The following is a 16,397-nucleotide window of genomic DNA, read 5'->3' as shown; positions in this document are numbered from 1 at the left end:
AACAAATTAGAAGGGAAAATGAAATATGAATGTTCTTTTTAGATTATTTGTATGTAAAGGACATTGAGGAATCTTTGAGATTTTATCAAGACATTATCGGGTTAAAATTATACGGTAGAAATGAACGGTGTGGGCGTTTTAAATATGATTGTTTTTCATTATTAATTACTTCTGATTCAAACTAGAGGATTAAACCGCTATTCGAAAGAATAGATACAGCATGAATTGAGCAAGATCTAAGGATTCTACAAGAAGGTCTTGATGACCAATAAGTTATTCCAGAAACGGGGGCTTTAATTAAAGAGAAGATAGAAAAAGGGCTTGGTTCTGTGAAACGCAAGCCCTCTTTCTATCTTTTATTTCATAGTATACAATCAACAGATTTAGTAGAGGTAGGTTGATTATTCTGCTGCTTTTTTATGTTTGACAAAATGACTCCAACTAACGTGATAAGTCCACCAATTAATGTATAAGTAGTTGGAAGTTCTTCAAGCCAGATCCATGCTATAAGAAAAGTAATAGCAGGGGTTAAATAAAGTGCACTTGTTGCTTCTGATGCTCCAGTTCGTGAGGTAATATACGCTAGAGTAAAGTAAGGAATAACGGTTGGGAAAACGCCTAGATAAATCACTGTTAGTGTTATATCTATGGGCGCATGAATAACTGCCTCTCCAAGACCTGGAGAAAATATCATCATGAAAATCGTACCTGACCAAATCGTGTACATCGTAAAAGCAATAAAACCGTATTTTTTTAGATAAGTATTTTGAAAAACAAAGTAAATACTTTCTGAAAGGGATGCAACTAAAACTAGAATAATTCCGATATTTAAAGAAAAATTTTCAGTTGTCCCAGCTAAAGAAATAAACGCAACACCACAAAATCCAGTCAACGAACCTATCCATCCCAAAAATCCAAACTTTTCACGGAAAAAGAGAAAAGCCAACAAAGCTGTGAATATAGGTGTTGTTGACACCAATAAACTAGCAACTCCTGCACTAACTGTTTGTTCTCCATAATTTAGTGCTGTCTGATAGGCTGAAAAGCCTAAAAAACCAAGTAATAAAATTATTGGAACATCGTTTCGTTCTGGTAAACGAATTCCTTGAATAACTGCTACAAGAACCAATGTTAATGATCCAATTAATAGTCGTAAAAGGGATAAATGTTCAGGTGAATAAGCAGTCAATGCAGCTCTTATCCCAGGGAATGCTGACGCCCATAATATATTTGTAAGCAAATGAGCAGAAGTGAGTTTAAAATTTATAGATTTTGTCATCAATACACCTCATCTTATATTTTAATCCAACCAGTTAATTCAGATATTTCTCATCTTAATATCACTTTGGTAAAATGTCTTCAACAGGTTAAACAGAAAAATACCAACCAATTTTAACTGGATTACGAAAAAGGAGTACTAATGAAAAAGCCAAAATACCAATTGATTGTTGATTTTATAAAAGAAAAAATTTCCAAGGGTGAGTGGGCGATAGGCGGTCGGATACCAAGTCAACGTCATCTAGCAAGAATGTTTGATGTCAATCGAAGTACAGTCATAACAGCACTAGAAGAACTAATGGCAGACGGACTGATAGAAGGAAAAACAGGAAAGGGGACTGTCGTAATCAATAACACGTGGACGTTGATGGGAAACCGAACCTCAACCAATTGGAATGAAAATGTCACATTAGGTATTCATAAACCGAGTGTTTCGACGGTACAGGAGATCAATAAAGCTGAATCTAATAATAATTTGATTCAATTAAGTAAAGGAGAATTATCTCCAGAGATGTTTCCTTTAGAAGAAATGAGGTCCATTGTACAAAGGGTTTCGAATCAACTGACACCCTTTGGGTATGAAGAACCAAAAGGAAATATAAAGTTACGCCAAGCAATTAGTAATTATCTAAAAATGAGAGGAATGGACATTTCCCCCTCATCCATTCTTGTGGTTTCAGGTGCACTTCAAGCTTTACAGCTTATTTCAATAGGACTTCTACAAAGAGGGTCAACTGTATTTTTAGAAGTGCCATCGTACCTTTATTCGTTGACTGTTTTTCAATCTGTGGGTATGGAGTTGAAGGGATTACCAATGGATAAGGAAGGGATTAAGGTGGATTCAATTTATCAGACAAAGGAAAGAGGAAAGAGTATTTTATATACTATTCCAACCTTTCATAATCCAACAGGTACGTTAATGCAGAAGAAAAGAAGGGAGGAACTCATTAAATACTGTGAAAGAGAACAACTTCCCATTATTGAAGATGATGTGTATCGTGATTTATGGATGGATTCCTCACCGCCAGAATCATTGAAATCAATGGATTGTCATGGGAATGTATTATATCTAGGGAGTTTGTCAAAAACATTGAGTCCTGGTTTGCGAATTGGTTGGATAGTTGGTTCAGAATCAGTTATTAACCGATTAGCTGATTTAAAAATGCAGTCGGATTATGGATCAAGTACGTTGTCTCAGCACGTTGCAACAGAGTGGTTATCTAGTGGATTATATGATCAACATCTTGAAACTGTAAGAGAACAGCTTAAAGTTCGAAGAGGTACGGCTTTAGAAGCTTTGAACAAACATTTAAGGTCTTATGCTACATGGGATATCCCAACAGGTGGGTTCTTCATTTGGATTAAAATAAAACCTATGTTTAAAGTGAAAAGACTGTTTGATAAAGCATTATCCAAAGGTCTGCTTCTTAATCCTGGTAGTATTTATGCAGAACACTCAGGACAGTTTATACGATTGTCCTTTGGGTTTGCTTCGCTAGATGAAATTAGAATAGGTATATTTCAGTTAAGTCAAATCATTAAAAACTAATAAGGACTTGGAGAGAATAGAAGAAATAGTTGGTGTAATAATAGAATTTGGTATGTTGACAGTACAATTCAATGAAGGAGGGCTTTAGCGAAATAGCCTTTTCTTTTAGAATAATGATCCTCTTGAATCATTACATTTAAGGATTTTAGTAGTTGATAAGAGAGGTTGTATCTATCCAGAGCTATAGTTTTTATAAAAAATGCATTAAAAAAGAGTAGAACAATTAATATTTAGGACAAGTATCAGACACTGTGTTAGGTGTTGCCTGATTAGTTTTGTGATAAAATGAAGAAAACCATAAACGAGGATGTGTATCATGACGAAACATCGGATTTATACAATGAGTTTCGCAAGTGTCTATCCGCATTATGTTACAAAGGTGGAGAAAAAAGGAAGGACGAAAGCAGAAGTCGATGAAATCATCCGTTGGTTGACAGGATATAGCCAGGGAGAGTTAGAAGCGCAACTGGAAAAGCAGATAAGCTTTGAAAACTTTTTTGCGGAAGCTCCTCAACTGAATGCTTCTCGAACTTTAATCAAAGGTGTAATTTGCGGTGTTCGAGTGGAAGACATTGAAGAATCAACAATGCAGGAAATTCGCTATTTAGATAAACTGATCGATGAATTAGCGAAAGGTAAAGCGATGGAGAAGATTTTACGAAACTAATGATAAACCAGAGATCACTGATTCTGTAATAGAAATAGAAAGAAGCGGTGTTTTTTTTGCGGATTAGATGTGAAGGGTACAAAAAAGCGTATATTGAACTGCCACACCCTCAACACAGAATTCTTTAGACGTAAGAGCCGATGGAAGACAAAATCTTACATATAGGTTACAAATTATGGTGTAAGTAGCATCTATTCTAAATAATAGTTTCGACAATCGATTTAAAACAGTTTTGTTGAAAGAAGCTGTTAATCCTAGTAATTAATAAAAGTGGTGAAAGTTTGAAACCAGTACCATGTATTATATCGGTTTTTCTTTGCATTTTCGTAGCATTTTTAAATTTTTCAGGACAGCATTATATATACGGCATCTCTATGGCTGTTACTTCTTTGTTTACCCTAAAGGAATTAATAAAGCTATCAACTAACAAAAATAGCAAACCATATTAGGGACAAACATTGGAAAAGAATTACCTTTTTTGATCTAGCTATAGATAATACAATTGTAGGTTAGAACTAGCAGGTAGTGTTACGGTAAAACGCGTTTAAAATATAGGATTTCAGAAAAAACGACAACCCTCTATTTCTCTCTATTAGTAATGGGTTCTGCTATAAGATTTGATAATGAATGTTCTGCATTCCTATTTCCATTTCGCGCTTCGATTTTAAATAGATAGACCATAATGCCACGAGGAACAATACCAATTAGTAACATGGAAATAAAATCAAGGGTTGTCGCAGATGGTTTTAAGTAGGCAAAAGCATTTATGTTCACTAAGACATAATTGTAGTATCCAAATATAAGTAAAACGGAAAAACCTATATATATAAGTAGAAATTTTTTCCATGAAGATGAGAATTGATATATTAACATAGTAATTAAGGGGACATCTGTAAAGACATCTCCGAAAAAATCTGGTTTAACAGGAGACAAAGTTATATAACTCGCCCAGTAACCAAAGTAATCTCCAATTGAATGATAAACTATAAATAACACGGACACGAAAGAACCAAAAAGGAGTATCTCTATTAATCGCTGTTTGTCCACAAAGTAAAAAAATAAGACATAACAAACAAGTACTAAAATGACAATTAAAAACCACTGAAGGGAAAATAATTCCTGATTAAGCCATTTATTTAAGTCTAAGTTGTTCAATTCTTTAGATTTTTGAAGTATTTCTTCATTGGTAACCATATGAATCTCCCTCATAAGCAAAGTTGTTTTTATTATTGTCAAGTCCTTTATATGTATTCAAAGTAAATCGAAGGTTTTTAAATTAGATTGCCATCTTATTGACAGGCGAATTACTCAGTTCAAAGGAAGAGTATTAGGTCAGACGATGGTGAAAAATTGATTTATATAAATAACACATAAGACAACTATTATACGACATATTGTAAGTTGGAAGTATAATGACAATTTACAATAAGGGAGTGTACCGCATGTTTTATCATGTGAAGGAATTACAATACCATGCTAAACCAGATCGACCTGATCCTGTATATGCCAAGAAACTGCAGGAAATTTTAGGAGGGCAGTTTGGCGAAATTTCGGTTATGATGCAATACTTATTTCAAGGTTGGAATACAAGAGGGGATGGGAAGTATAAAGATTTATTAATGGATACAGGAACGGAAGAAATTGCTCATGTTGAGATGATTGCAACCATGATAGCTAGGTTATTAGATGGTGCTCCAGATGTAGAATTGGAAGATGCAGTGAAAGATCCGGTAGTTGCTGCGATTATAGGTGGAACGAATCCGCAGCAAGCTATTGTTTCTGGGTTAGGTGCTATGCCTGTAGATAGTGTAGGAAACCGATGGACGGCTAGTTATGTAGCGGCAAGTGGAAACTTGTTAGCTGATTTCAGAGCAAATCTAAATGCAGAATCTCAAGGCCGCCTGCAAGTAGCTCGACTATATGAAATGACGAATGATGCTGGTGTTCGTGATATGCTCTCCTGGTTGTTAGCCCGCGATACGATGCATCAAAATCAATGGTATGCAGCTATATGTGAATTGGAAGAAAAAGAAAACATTGTAGTACCAAGCACGTTTCCTAGAGAATTAGAGAAACAACAAGTTTCCTATACGCTATTTAATCTATCTCAGGGAGACGCAAGCGCCGAGGGACGCTGGGCTCATGGCCCGAGTATGGACGGATATGGTACATTCAACTACGTAGATCGACCAATTGCTTTTGGAGGAGTACCTCATTTAGAACCAGCACCACCATATATTTACGATACACCGCTGTGGGCGCTTCGTAAATCTGATGATCCGCCCGGACCAAGTATGAAATAATAGTTTTTCATCATTTCCAAAGATACCAATTTTCTTCTTTTTTTATTTTATATAATTCACCTATTCTTTCTTCCACGAATCCTTTTTCTTTTAAACATTTTAAATAATAGGCAATATGATGTCGATCCTCATTGCTTTGTACATCATCTATTGCAATAAATTTGGGATAATTCTTGTTTAGTTCAATAAGTAAGCTGATCTCAATTAAAGAACATTTCATATGTATAGCATTTTTTAAATATCTTTCCATCATTTAATCACTCTCTTACGATGTAAATACCAAGTAATTATAGCAAAGTGGCTGCATATAAAATAGCTATATAACCTATTTTTTACAAAAATTTAAAAGTGTAGATATATGTAGAAATTAAGAAGGGAGCCTTCTTAATTTCATCGATTTGTTTGATTTGGTCGGATGATATCATTAACTTCTTTGACAGATGGTTTTTTTCTTTTAGAAATTAAATCGTCTAGCTTCTTCACAGCATCATCAAACTCACGATCGGATATCTGCTTTGAAGCTAACATTGAGCAAAGCATAGCATAAGCCATCGGTGTTGTATCTACAATTACATTTACATCTACATCGGAATTACCGCTGTGTCTTACGGTAGATTTGTTTGAAATTTGATTATCGGAGTGACCATTTTCATTCGGCCGGATTGGAAATAAATTGTTTGCTCTTGGCAATGAGTTTCCCTCACTTTCTAAATAAAGGTAGTGGGATATGAGACATATCCCACTTTCTTAATGCTTAATAGTCACATTTCTTCTTTTTCTTCTTCTTCTTCTTTCTATCTGAATCACCAGCTTCGGATTCTTCATCAGAATCTGAACCACATTTCACATAGGAATTACCGCTATTAGAGACTTTTGCAAAGTTAAAATTACGATTTTTGTTCTTTAAATCGTTGTCGTTATCATTGTCGTTATCGTTTTCGTTAAAGAAGAATTCTCCGTCGAAGCTATCACCATTAGCATCAGTTACACCTTCTACATCGTCATTAGAGTTGTCAAAAACGCGGTTGTTTCTTCCACAGTTATGCTTTCTCCACATATCATCTTTTCCTCCTTTTCGTTGAGATAATGCTATTATATTCAAGCAACGAGAAGCTGAAATGGCTTGTGTCTTATGTCAAAAGTTTGTTTTACTAGAAAAGATGACGTAAATCCATAGAATACAAGGTTTTGGTAATTGAAAATAAGGTAACTGTCTAGGAAGTATTTGGCTCATTTATGGGTAATAGAGGAGAAACTAGCGAAGATGACCAGCCCGTAATAGGCATTCAGATAAGGGAAATATGTAAAACAGCTGTTAGGAAAAAGGCAGTTGTCTTAATTAATACCTTCAATGATAATAGCTTGTAGGTCGGACATGGACCGACAAGCAATAGTTTGTCTTTCATAAACAGCTCTCCTATACTTGGTCTTCCTTATTTGAAGATGCGGTTTTTGTTTACCACTTGATTACTGTTGTAGCAAAAAAACTGCCAAGCGGCAGTTTTTAATGAATAGTACGATATAATCCAATTACCTTCCCTAGGATGGTAACATTATCATAAATTAATGGTTCCATCATTGCATTTTCAGGTTGGAGACGTATGTGGTCTTTTTCTTTAAAGAATCGTTTCACAGTTGCTTCATCTTCATCTGTCATCGCAACAACAATATCACTATTTTGTGCTGTGTTTTGCTGCTTAACAATAACCATATCCCCATCTAAAATTCCCGCTTCAATCATACTTTCACCTTCAATCACCAATACAAATAAATTATCTTCTGGATTGGCACTAGTAGTTGGAAGCGGAATAAATTCTTCAATATTTTCTACCGCTGTTATCGGTAATCCAGCCGTAACTTTACCAATAACTGGGGCATACCTCGCTTCCTCTCTAGGAATTTGACTATCGTCTGAAAGATCAATCACTTCAATTGCTCGTGGTTTCGTAGGGTCTCTGCGAATATACCCCTTACTTTCTATTCTTGATAAATGTCCATGAACAGTTGAACTAGATGCTAGACCAACAGCTTCAGCGATTTCACGGACAGAAGGCGGATATCCTTTTTTCGTTACTTCATCTTTAATATAATCAAGTATCATTTGTTGTCTTTTTGATAGTTTGGTCATGCATTGATCACCTCGCGCATAGAATTAATTATTACTAGTTTACCATCGGGTAATTCTAAATGCAAACGTTCGTTCGAAAAATCGGTTGACAAGATCATATGTTCGTGTAATACTATAAACAGGAAAACGAACAACTGTTCTAAATGATGAGGAGGGATTTTTGCAATGTTTCAGAAACTGACAAAAACAGACGCATTTTACCTCATAGCCTTTGCACTAACTTTAGGTTTCTTATATTATTCTATTATTACAAGTTAAGGAATTTGGATAGGAGATTGGTATTTTGCGCGCCATTATATACTGTAGAGTAAGTACAGATAAAAAGGAACAAGAAACATCATTAGCAAGACAAAAAGATGAGTTATTAGAATTGGCTGCAAGCCATCAGTTTACAGTGGTAACTTGTATTCAGGAACAAGAAAGTGGATATAAAGTAGATCGTGAAGGTATATTTGAGATACTTGAATTAATTTCTGATGGGAAGGCAGATTGCTTACTTATTCAAGATGAAACTCGTTTAGGAAGGGGAAACACCAAGATTGCGCTTTTCCATCATTTACATAAATTAGAGATACCTATCTATACCTCTTATCATGAAGGAAAACTGGAATTATCCGAGGCGGATTCAATGGTATTACAAATTGTTGGGATTGTAGAAGAATACCAACGTAAAATACATAATGCAAAAATAAAAAGAGGGATGAATAAAGCAATTCAAGATGGCTATGATCCAACTAAAAATCTAGCTAACCAAAATAAAGCCCCAGGAAGAGAAAGAAAAACATTCCCAATAGAAGAGGTAGTACGATTAAGACAAAATAACTTAACCTTCAAAGAAATAGCCACAACTTTAAATGGTTTAGGTTATTCTGTATCCAAGGCAACGGTTCATCGCAGGTACCAAGAGTTTCAAAATACTTGAATATATGATAGGGTATAGGTAAGATATAAAGGCAAGAGCAACGTTTGTGTTCTTGCCTTTTTATGTTGAACAACACTAAGAATTCGGAAGTCACTGATAAACTCTAATGGAGGTTATATATATGCTTTCTAAAGAAAAAATCGAACGTATTAATGCGTTAGCAAAAAAGGCAAAAGCTGATGGGCTAACCGATAAGGAGAAGAAGGAACAACAAACATTACGCCAAGAGTACTTAAAAAATGTACGAAGTTCCTTCAAAAACCAATTTAAATCAATGAAGGTGGTAGATCCAAAAGGGAACGATGTAACACCTCAAAAAGTAAAGGATATGCAAAAAAAAGATAAAGAATAAAAATAAAGGAAAAGAAAAACAAATTAACGAAAATGTTGTTTTTGCTTGTGGCAACTAATGTTTCGTTATAAAATGATAAGAGTACAATGATGAAAAAGTGGAAGGGGTTTATTATGTCGAATACTATTGAGCAACAATCTATTAATACAATTCGTACGTTGTCGATTGATGCTATTGAAAATGCTAATTCTGGTCATCCAGGTTTGCCAATGGGTGCAGCACCTATGGCTTATACACTTTGGACTGATTTTATGAATCATAATCCGAAGCATTCTAAGTGGTTCAATCGCGACCGCTTTGTTCTTTCAGCTGGACATGGTTCAATGCTGCTTTATAGTCTGTTGCACTTATCAGGGTATAATGTAACCATTGATGATCTGAAAGGCTTCCGTCAATGGGGATCTAAAACTCCTGGGCACCCGGAGGTACATCATACGGATGGGGTAGAAGCGACAACAGGTCCACTTGGACAAGGTATTGCAATGTCTGTTGGAATGGCAATGGCTGAAGCGCATCTTTCAGCGAAATTCAATAAAGACAACTTCAACATTGTTGATCACTACACCTATGCTATTGTAAGTGACGGTGATTTGATGGAAGGTATTTCCCATGAGGCTGCTTCCTTAGCAGGCCATTTAGGATTAGGGAAATTAATTGCCTTATATGATTCGAATGATATCTCACTTGATGGTGATTTAGATCGTTCTTTCTCTGATAATACAGAAGAGCGTTTCAAAGCTTATGGATGGCAAGTCTTAACAGTAAAAGATGGAAATGATCTAGATGCTATACGAAATGCCATCAAATTAGCTCAAGAAAATACAGAACAGCCTACTTTGATTGAAGTGAAAACCATTATTGGATATGGTTCACCGAATAAATCAGCATCAGCTGCATCTCATGGCGCACCATTAGGTGGAGATGAAGTAAAATTAACAAAAGAATTCTATAAATGGACCCATGATGAGTTTCATGTCCCTGAGGAAGTTTATGAAGATTTTAATGAAAAAATTGTAAAAGATGGTGCTGAAGCGGAAGCATCATGGAACAAGTTATTGGATTCTTACAAGGAAACATATCCGGAACTTGCACAAGAATTTGAATTAGCATTAAAAGGTGATTTACCAGCAGGATGGGAAAAAGAATTACCAGTATTTGAACCAGAGCAGGATACATTAGCTACTCGTGCTTCATCTGGGAAAGTACTTAATGCCATTGCTGATACAGTTCCAAACTTCTTTGGCGGCAGTGCTGATTTAGCAGGTTCAAATAAGACGACGATTAATGAAGAAAATGATTTCTCACGTAATCATTATGCAGGAAGGAATATTTGGTTTGGTGTCCGTGAACATGCTATGGGCGCTGCATTAAATGGAATGGCATTGCATGGTGGATTGAATGTTTATGCTGGTACATTCTTTGTATTTAGTGATTATTTACGACCTGCAGTACGACTATCTTCTATTATGAATATGCCAGTAACCTATGTATTCACTCATGATTCGATCGCAGTTGGTGAAGACGGTCCAACACACGAACCAATTGAACAATTAGCTTCATTACGAGCAATGCCAGGTCTATCGCTAATCAGACCAGCAGATGGGAATGAAACTCAAGCTGCTTGGCGCTTAGCATTAGAATCAACTGATACGCCAACAGCGCTTGTATTAAGCAGACAAAATCTTCCTACTTTAGAAGGAACGAAAGACAATGCATATGAAGGTGTAAAACAAGGAGCATATGTTATAAGTGACGCTGAAAAAGTGACACCAGATGCAATCTTAATTGCAACAGGCTCTGAAGTTCAATTAGCAATTAAATCTCAAGCTGCATTAAAAGAAAAAGGTATGGATGTACGAGTTGTAAGCATGCCATCTTGGGACCGTTTTAATTCTCAAGATGATACGTATAAGCAAAAGATCCTTCCTGCAGAAGTGAAGAACCGTGTTGCAATCGAAATGGCTTCTCCATTTGGCTGGGAACGTTTCGTAGGTGAACATGGAAAAGTAATTGGTATTGATACATTTGGCGCTTCTGCTAAAGGAGAAAAAGTAATAGAAGAATATGGATTTACTGTAGATAATGTTGTTAAACAGGTAGAATCTTACGTAGATTAATGCATATATAAAGATGGTCTATATTGTTTAGACCATCTTTTTTTGGCTTCGACAAAAGAAGTGGTTTTTTGTAATACAAACTGACAGATTTTTAAATTAGAATACGTAATAATAGTTTTTATAGAGGAGGAAAAGACTATGTATACGTATTCTATATTTTGGATAAAAGAAGAAGTAGCTACCCATTACTTCCATAAAAGTGGCATCTTATATCGATTCTTCAAAGATTATCAAACAGATCCAGAAAGAGAGGATTTATCTAAACAGTTTAAATTTATTACGTATGAATTTAATGAAAATGTAGTCATTGATTACCTCAAAAAAAATGAAACATTTACTATGATGAAGCAAGATAACCATCATACTTTAAAAATATATAACAAAGAAACCTATATTTCTTTACATATGAGTGAAAAACAATTAAAATTTCGTTGTAAAACATTACAGGATGCAGAAGCGTTGCTTTTCCCGATGTTACGCCAATTTCAGCCATTACTCTTCATCGTTGGAGATAATATTCAAAATTTTGGTTGGATAGCACCACTTCTGAGATACAGTAAAACAGGAAGGGAACAAGTATTGTATTCTTTTCTTTGATTTACTATACTGTATAGGAGACAACACGAAGGAGGAAAGCTTTACATGGACACGATTTGGGTCGTACTAATTGCTATAGCAGCATTAATTGCTGGTGTTGCTCTTGGATTTTTCATTGCGAGAAAATATATGATGAGCTATTTAAAAAAGAATCCGCCAATTAATGAGCAAATGCTTCGTACGTTAATGATGCAAATGGGGCAAAAGCCATCACAAAAGAAAATTAATCAAATGATGCGTGCAATGAACAATCAATCAGGAAAATAGGCACTTATTGATATACTTAGAAGCGTTCATAGCGTCAAATATACCCCTTACTTTTGTAACTCTATGAAGTAAGGGGTATTCTATTGAAAAAAATAATGAATTTTTGGTTTATTGTCAAATATAAATAACGTAAGCAGGCTTGTCATTTGATACAATGAACACATCAAAATAGAAGGAGGGGGACAATGTCTGAAATAAATATATTTATTGCCTTTGGAGCAGGATTTCTCTCTTTTATCTCTCCTTGTGTATTACCGCTTTATCCAGCTTTTCTTTCTTATATAACAGGGATGAGTGTAAGTGAATTAAAAGATGATAATAAAATGCTTAACGTTAGAAGTATCTTACATACACTGTTCTTTCTATTAGGTTTTTCTGCAGTGTTTATTATGATGGGCTTTGTAAGCTCCAGCTTTTCGCAATTCTTATTAATGTATCAGGATATTATTCGGCAAATAGGTGCAATCCTAATTATCTTTTTCGGATTAGTAATTATTGGTGTATTAAATTTTGATTTTTTGATGAAAAATAAAAAAATCACTTTTAAAAATCGGCCTGCCGGGTTTGCTGGTTCCTTTTTAATTGGGTTAGCGTTTTCATTAGGGTGGACACCTTGTACTGGTCCTATATTAGGAATTGTACTATCGTTAGCAGCTACTAATCCGGATACGGGTATGCTCATGATGATCAGTTATATCTTAGGTTTTTCTGTACCTTTCTTTCTTTTGTCTTTCTTTATTGGTCGACTTACTTGGATCAAGAAACATAGCTCAAACCTAGTAAAGATTGGTGGTTATATTATGATTTTTATGGGGGTTGCTCTCTTCTTTGATTGGATGACCGCTTTAACTTCCTATTTGGCTGGATTATTTGGCTTTACTGGTTTCTAATGGATTTTCTTTTATTTTTATATTAAAATAAATAATATATACGCTATAAAAAGGGGCAACACACTATGTACAAAACGAACGATCTTATCCTACGCACCACTACATCTCTAATTGCCTTTATATTACTAGGATTTGCTGTTTATTTACTGCTTGCTGGTCATAATTCTCCGGGCGGTGGATTTGTAGGTGGTTTAATGACATCAGGTGCCATCCTACTAATGAATATGTCTTATGGGTTTGACGTTGTTAAGAAAGTATTACCAATTAATTTTACAAAATTAATTCCAATAGGGCTTGCTATTGCTGTTGGTACTGGAGTAGGATCTTTCCTATTTGATGTTCCATTTCTATCACAAACATTTGATTACTTTCACTTTCCTATTTTTGGGGAGATAGAATTAGCAACGGCAATGATCTTTGATGTAGGAGTTTATTTAACCGTCGTGGGTGTTATGATGACAATTATCTTAACGATAGCCAATGATAAGAAATAGTAGGAGGGAAGGCGATGAGCAAGATTTTAGTTGTGGATGATGCTAAATTTATGCGAACAACCCTTTCTACCTTATTGAAGCATAAACAACATGAAATAATTGGGGAAGCAGAAAATGGAGAAGAAGCGATCAGTCTCTATCAAGAATTGCGACCAGACTTAGTACTGATGGATATAACTATGCCAGTCATGAACGGCATAGACGCCATTAAAGCAATTATGAATATGGATGAAAACGCAATTATTATTGTGTGCTCTGCAATGGGTCAACAAAAGGTTGTCGTTGAAGCGATAGAATCGGGTGCCAGAGACTTTATTATGAAGCCTTTTGATGAGAATCGTGTAATTGATACAGTCAATCGCGTGCTGAATTTACAGGATGAATCCATGACGAGTAATTAGGCAATAGAAAGAGTGATTACATAATGTTTTGGTTCATTGCAACGACAGTAGGTGCTGCTATTATGGCGGTATCTATGATTTTTATACGGCTAAAAGCTGCTAAGAAACCTGCTTCCGTAAAGAAAATTATTCTACCTCCATTTTTTATGAGTACAGGTGCGCTAATGTTTTTGTTTCCCGTATTTCAAATAAGCTGGTATCAGGTAGTTGAAGCAATTGCAGTTGGAATGATTTGTTCTATCTTTTTAATAAAAACATCCAAGTTTGAAATAAGGGATCAAGATATCTATTTAATCCCTTCAAAATCGTTTATTTTTATTCTATGTGGTCTACTTATTTTTCGAATTGCTGTTAAAGTTGCGATTGGAAGCCATATATCAGTTGGAGAAACGAGCGGAATGTTTTTCATGTTAGCTTTCGGAATGATTGTAACTTGGAGGCTGGCTATGCTTTATAAATATCTACAACTGGAGAAGCAGTTAAATATGAAAATAAATTCATAAAAAGCGCCAGGATAATCCTGGCGCTTTTATTTGCGATAATTGGTTTCCCAGTTATTTTGGTAATCTTCCTTCGATTGAAGAAAAAATTGCTCATAAGGGGCAGTATCAATGTTCTTCTGTGCTAATTTCTTTCGTAAGAACTTATGGTCACGCTTAGGAGTTGCAATGATATAGCCTTCAATTAATGTTTCTTGATTAATCACTTGCTGATTCTTCATAAGCGCAACTTCTCCAATTTTACTAGCTATTTTATGTCGAGCTACATCACGGAATAATTCCGGAACCGGAGCTACTAATTCTTCTAATAAATCTTTCTCCTTTTCATTCCACATATCCTTTGTTTTATTAACATAGTATTCCTCCCAATCCATCGTTGATTTACCATCTTTTTTTGGGAGTTTTTTAAGAAATTTTCGGAACATGAAAAAACCACCGATTGTCATAAGCCCAATCATCAAAAAGCACCAGATAATTATTAAATAATCAACAATAACCGACATAATTTCACCTTATTCTTCTATTTTTTCCCAAAAATTCGCAGGAATGTGACAAAATTTTTAATTATTTAATTTATTTTTTTGATCACTTATAGTAAGATTACTAATAATTGGATGTTTAGTTATGTACGTAGATAATATTATTATAAGTTGAAAAAGCTTTACAAACAAGTGTCATACTATCAAAGATTACATCATATCATAGTCTGTAGAAGAAAGGAATTGTTGAAATTTGCGAATAAAGGGGGAAAAATGATGGGGTACGATAACCGAATGAGGGATGATAAGGAGACTATCCATATTGCTGAAACAGAACCAACGCAGCTGAATAACCCACAATTATCCTCACTGCCTTCATTTATGCTTGCATGGGTTGAAAATAATAGTCATGATATCATTCTAGTTTTGGATGCATTAGGGAGGCTTACTTATGTTTCTAAAACAGTCGAATCGATCCTTGGATACCACCCATCTGATTTAGTGGGAAAGTTATGGCATGAGTTGATTTCTGCTGAAGACGCAAGTTATATGAAAGACAATTTTGATGAAACACATACTCAGACGCAAAGTTTTACAATGAACGTAGTAAATAGGGATGGAAAGTATATTTGGTCTGAGTGTTCTGCTGCAAAAATCGTAGATCAGGAGAATGGTAGAACTTATTATTTAGCCACAATTGCCGATATTCGTGATAAAAAAGAGGTAGAGGAGATGATGATTCGATCTGAAAAGATGTCAGTTGCTGGTCAACTAGCAGCTGGGATTGCTCATGAAATCAGAAATCCGCTAACTTCGCTAAAGGGGTTTTTACAATTACTGCAGGCTGGTGTAAAACGTAAAGAAGAATACTATAACATTATGATAGAAGAAATAGAAAAGATGGAAACCATCACTTCAGAGCTGCTTTTCATTTCAAAGCCGTTAACAGATAATAAGAAAATGGAATCCATAGCTGCGATGATTCACGATGTCGTTGTCTTATTGCAACCCCAGGCAAAAATGAAGAATATTGAAATTGAATATACGATATCTAAGAAAGAACAGATATTCTGTGATCGATCACAAGTAAAACAAGTACTTATAAATTTAGTGAAAAATGCAATTGAAGCTATGGATGATGGTGGGAAGATTCGACTAATTACACATTCCACAGATACCCATGTAGAGATTAATATTGTTGATGAAGGTCCGGGCATTCCAGAAGAGATTATACATAAATTAGGAGAACCTTTTTTTACAACAAAACAAAGCGGTACTGGTCTGGGTATCATGATTACAAAACAAATATTAGAAAGACATCATGCATTTCTTGAGATTAAAGCGAATGAACAAATGGGTAGTACATTTCGCATCCTTTTTCCTGTGATTATGAATTAATATAAGTTTCATTGATAATAAGTTATGAGGAGATGCAGAATTATGTATAAGTAAT

21 protein-coding genes are annotated in these 16,397 nt (G+C 35.0%); 14 read left to right on the top strand and 7 right to left on the bottom strand.

The genetic code is table 11. From position 1 onward, the window contains the following. Nucleotides 1-29 precede the first annotated feature (29 nt). Nucleotides 30-185: a VOC family protein gene (locus M948_RS43245; RefSeq protein WP_148530699.1), complete on the top strand. Its 156-nt coding sequence runs from the start codon at nt 30-32 to the stop codon at nt 183-185. A gap of 176 nt (nt 186-361) precedes the next feature. Here the strand turns inward: M948_RS43245 and M948_RS36130 are convergent, their stop codons facing one another. After that, on the bottom strand, nt 362-1,282 hold the full coding sequence (locus tag M948_RS36130; RefSeq protein ID WP_369759890.1) for a DMT family transporter: 921 nt from the start codon (nt 1,280-1,282) through the stop codon (nt 362-364). A 138-nt stretch (nt 1,283-1,420) separates the two neighbouring features. On the opposite strand from M948_RS36130, the gene M948_RS36125 reads away from it, so the two are divergent. Beyond that, nucleotides 1,421-2,827: a MocR-like pyridoxine biosynthesis transcription factor PdxR gene (locus tag M948_RS36125; protein WP_021291385.1), complete on the top strand. Its 1,407-nt coding sequence runs from the start codon at nt 1,421-1,423 to the stop codon at nt 2,825-2,827. Nucleotides 2,828-3,143: 316 nt separating this feature from the next. Further along, the gene (locus M948_RS36120; protein WP_021291384.1) at nt 3,144-3,494 is read left to right on the top strand and encodes a DUF2200 domain-containing protein; all 351 of its coding nucleotides are present in this window, start codon (nt 3,144-3,146) and stop codon (nt 3,492-3,494) included. A 579-nt stretch (nt 3,495-4,073) separates the two neighbouring features. On the opposite strand, the gene M948_RS36115 is transcribed toward M948_RS36120, so the two are convergent. Next, nucleotides 4,074-4,688: a hypothetical protein gene (locus tag M948_RS36115; RefSeq protein ID WP_021291383.1), complete on the bottom strand. Its 615-nt coding sequence runs from the start codon at nt 4,686-4,688 to the stop codon at nt 4,074-4,076. A 248-nt stretch (nt 4,689-4,936) separates the two neighbouring features. Here M948_RS36115 and M948_RS36110 point away from each other — a divergent pair, with 248 nt between their 5' ends. After that, complete coding sequence (locus tag M948_RS36110) at nt 4,937-5,797, top strand: manganese catalase family protein (protein WP_021291382.1); 861 nt, start codon at nt 4,937-4,939, stop codon at nt 5,795-5,797. Nucleotides 5,798-5,807: 10 nt separating this feature from the next. On the opposite strand, the gene M948_RS36105 is transcribed toward M948_RS36110, so the two are convergent. The 4 genes from M948_RS36105 to lexA form a co-directional block, all read right to left on the bottom strand. Continuing rightward, nucleotides 5,808-6,050 (bottom strand): hypothetical protein, encoded by a 243-nt coding sequence (locus M948_RS36105; RefSeq protein ID WP_021291381.1) that lies wholly within the window; start codon nt 6,048-6,050, stop codon nt 5,808-5,810. Nucleotides 6,051-6,187: 137 nt separating this feature from the next. Next, nucleotides 6,188-6,487, bottom strand: a complete 300-nt coding sequence (locus M948_RS36100; protein WP_021291380.1) for a hypothetical protein — start codon at nt 6,485-6,487, stop codon at nt 6,188-6,190. A 64-nt stretch (nt 6,488-6,551) separates the two neighbouring features. Next, nucleotides 6,552-6,854 (bottom strand): hypothetical protein, encoded by a 303-nt coding sequence (locus M948_RS36095; RefSeq protein WP_021291379.1) that lies wholly within the window; start codon nt 6,852-6,854, stop codon nt 6,552-6,554. A gap of 447 nt (nt 6,855-7,301) precedes the next feature. Further along, nucleotides 7,302-7,925 (bottom strand): transcriptional repressor LexA, encoded by a 624-nt coding sequence (gene lexA, locus M948_RS36090; RefSeq protein ID WP_021291377.1) that lies wholly within the window; start codon nt 7,923-7,925, stop codon nt 7,302-7,304. 283 nt (nt 7,926-8,208) lie between these two features. Here lexA and M948_RS36085 point away from each other — a divergent pair, with 283 nt between their 5' ends. From M948_RS36085 to M948_RS36045, 9 genes are all read left to right on the top strand, one after another. After that, nucleotides 8,209-8,847, top strand: a complete 639-nt coding sequence (locus M948_RS36085) for a YneB family resolvase-like protein (protein ID WP_021291375.1) — start codon at nt 8,209-8,211, stop codon at nt 8,845-8,847. A 121-nt stretch (nt 8,848-8,968) separates the two neighbouring features. Continuing rightward, nucleotides 8,969-9,199 carry a DUF896 domain-containing protein gene (locus tag M948_RS36080; RefSeq protein WP_021291374.1) on the top strand — a complete coding sequence of 77 codons (231 nt, stop codon included), beginning with the start codon at nt 8,969-8,971 and terminating at the stop codon, nt 9,197-9,199. Nucleotides 9,200-9,312: 113 nt separating this feature from the next. Then, nucleotides 9,313-11,316, top strand: a complete 2,004-nt coding sequence (gene tkt / locus M948_RS36075) for a transketolase (RefSeq protein WP_021291373.1) — start codon at nt 9,313-9,315, stop codon at nt 11,314-11,316. A gap of 138 nt (nt 11,317-11,454) precedes the next feature. Continuing rightward, nucleotides 11,455-11,913, top strand: a complete 459-nt coding sequence (gene sirA / locus M948_RS36070) for a sporulation inhibitor of replication protein SirA (RefSeq protein WP_021291372.1) — start codon at nt 11,455-11,457, stop codon at nt 11,911-11,913. A 45-nt stretch (nt 11,914-11,958) separates the two neighbouring features. Further along, on the top strand, nt 11,959-12,180 hold the full coding sequence (locus M948_RS36065; RefSeq protein WP_021291371.1) for a YneF family protein: 222 nt from the start codon (nt 11,959-11,961) through the stop codon (nt 12,178-12,180). Nucleotides 12,181-12,365: 185 nt separating this feature from the next. Further along, nucleotides 12,366-13,070: a cytochrome c biogenesis CcdA family protein gene (locus M948_RS36060; RefSeq protein ID WP_021291370.1), complete on the top strand. Its 705-nt coding sequence runs from the start codon at nt 12,366-12,368 to the stop codon at nt 13,068-13,070. A 65-nt stretch (nt 13,071-13,135) separates the two neighbouring features. Then, the gene (locus M948_RS36055; RefSeq protein ID WP_021291369.1) at nt 13,136-13,564 is read left to right on the top strand and encodes a Na(+)/H(+) antiporter subunit B; all 429 of its coding nucleotides are present in this window, start codon (nt 13,136-13,138) and stop codon (nt 13,562-13,564) included. A gap of 14 nt (nt 13,565-13,578) precedes the next feature. Continuing rightward, complete coding sequence (locus tag M948_RS36050) at nt 13,579-13,965, top strand: response regulator (RefSeq protein ID WP_021291368.1); 387 nt, start codon at nt 13,579-13,581, stop codon at nt 13,963-13,965. A 23-nt stretch (nt 13,966-13,988) separates the two neighbouring features. Beyond that, complete coding sequence (locus M948_RS36045) at nt 13,989-14,468, top strand: CcdC family protein (protein ID WP_021291367.1); 480 nt, start codon at nt 13,989-13,991, stop codon at nt 14,466-14,468. Nucleotides 14,469-14,494: 26 nt separating this feature from the next. Here the strand turns inward: M948_RS36045 and M948_RS36040 are convergent, their stop codons facing one another. Then, nucleotides 14,495-14,968, bottom strand: a complete 474-nt coding sequence (locus M948_RS36040; protein WP_021291366.1) for a DUF2621 family protein — start codon at nt 14,966-14,968, stop codon at nt 14,495-14,497. A 249-nt stretch (nt 14,969-15,217) separates the two neighbouring features. Between M948_RS36040 and M948_RS36035 the strand changes: the two genes are divergently transcribed. Further along, nucleotides 15,218-16,342 carry an ATP-binding protein gene (locus M948_RS36035; RefSeq protein ID WP_231378685.1) on the top strand — a complete coding sequence of 375 codons (1,125 nt, stop codon included), beginning with the start codon at nt 15,218-15,220 and terminating at the stop codon, nt 16,340-16,342. The last annotated feature ends 55 nt before the right edge of the window (nt 16,343-16,397 follow it).

Source organism: Virgibacillus sp. CM-4 (genome assembly GCF_000445495.1).
Classification (GTDB): Bacteria; Bacillota; Bacilli; order Bacillales; family Amphibacillaceae; genus Virgibacillus; species Virgibacillus salexigens.
This window is presented reverse-complemented; position numbering and strand designations above follow the sequence as displayed.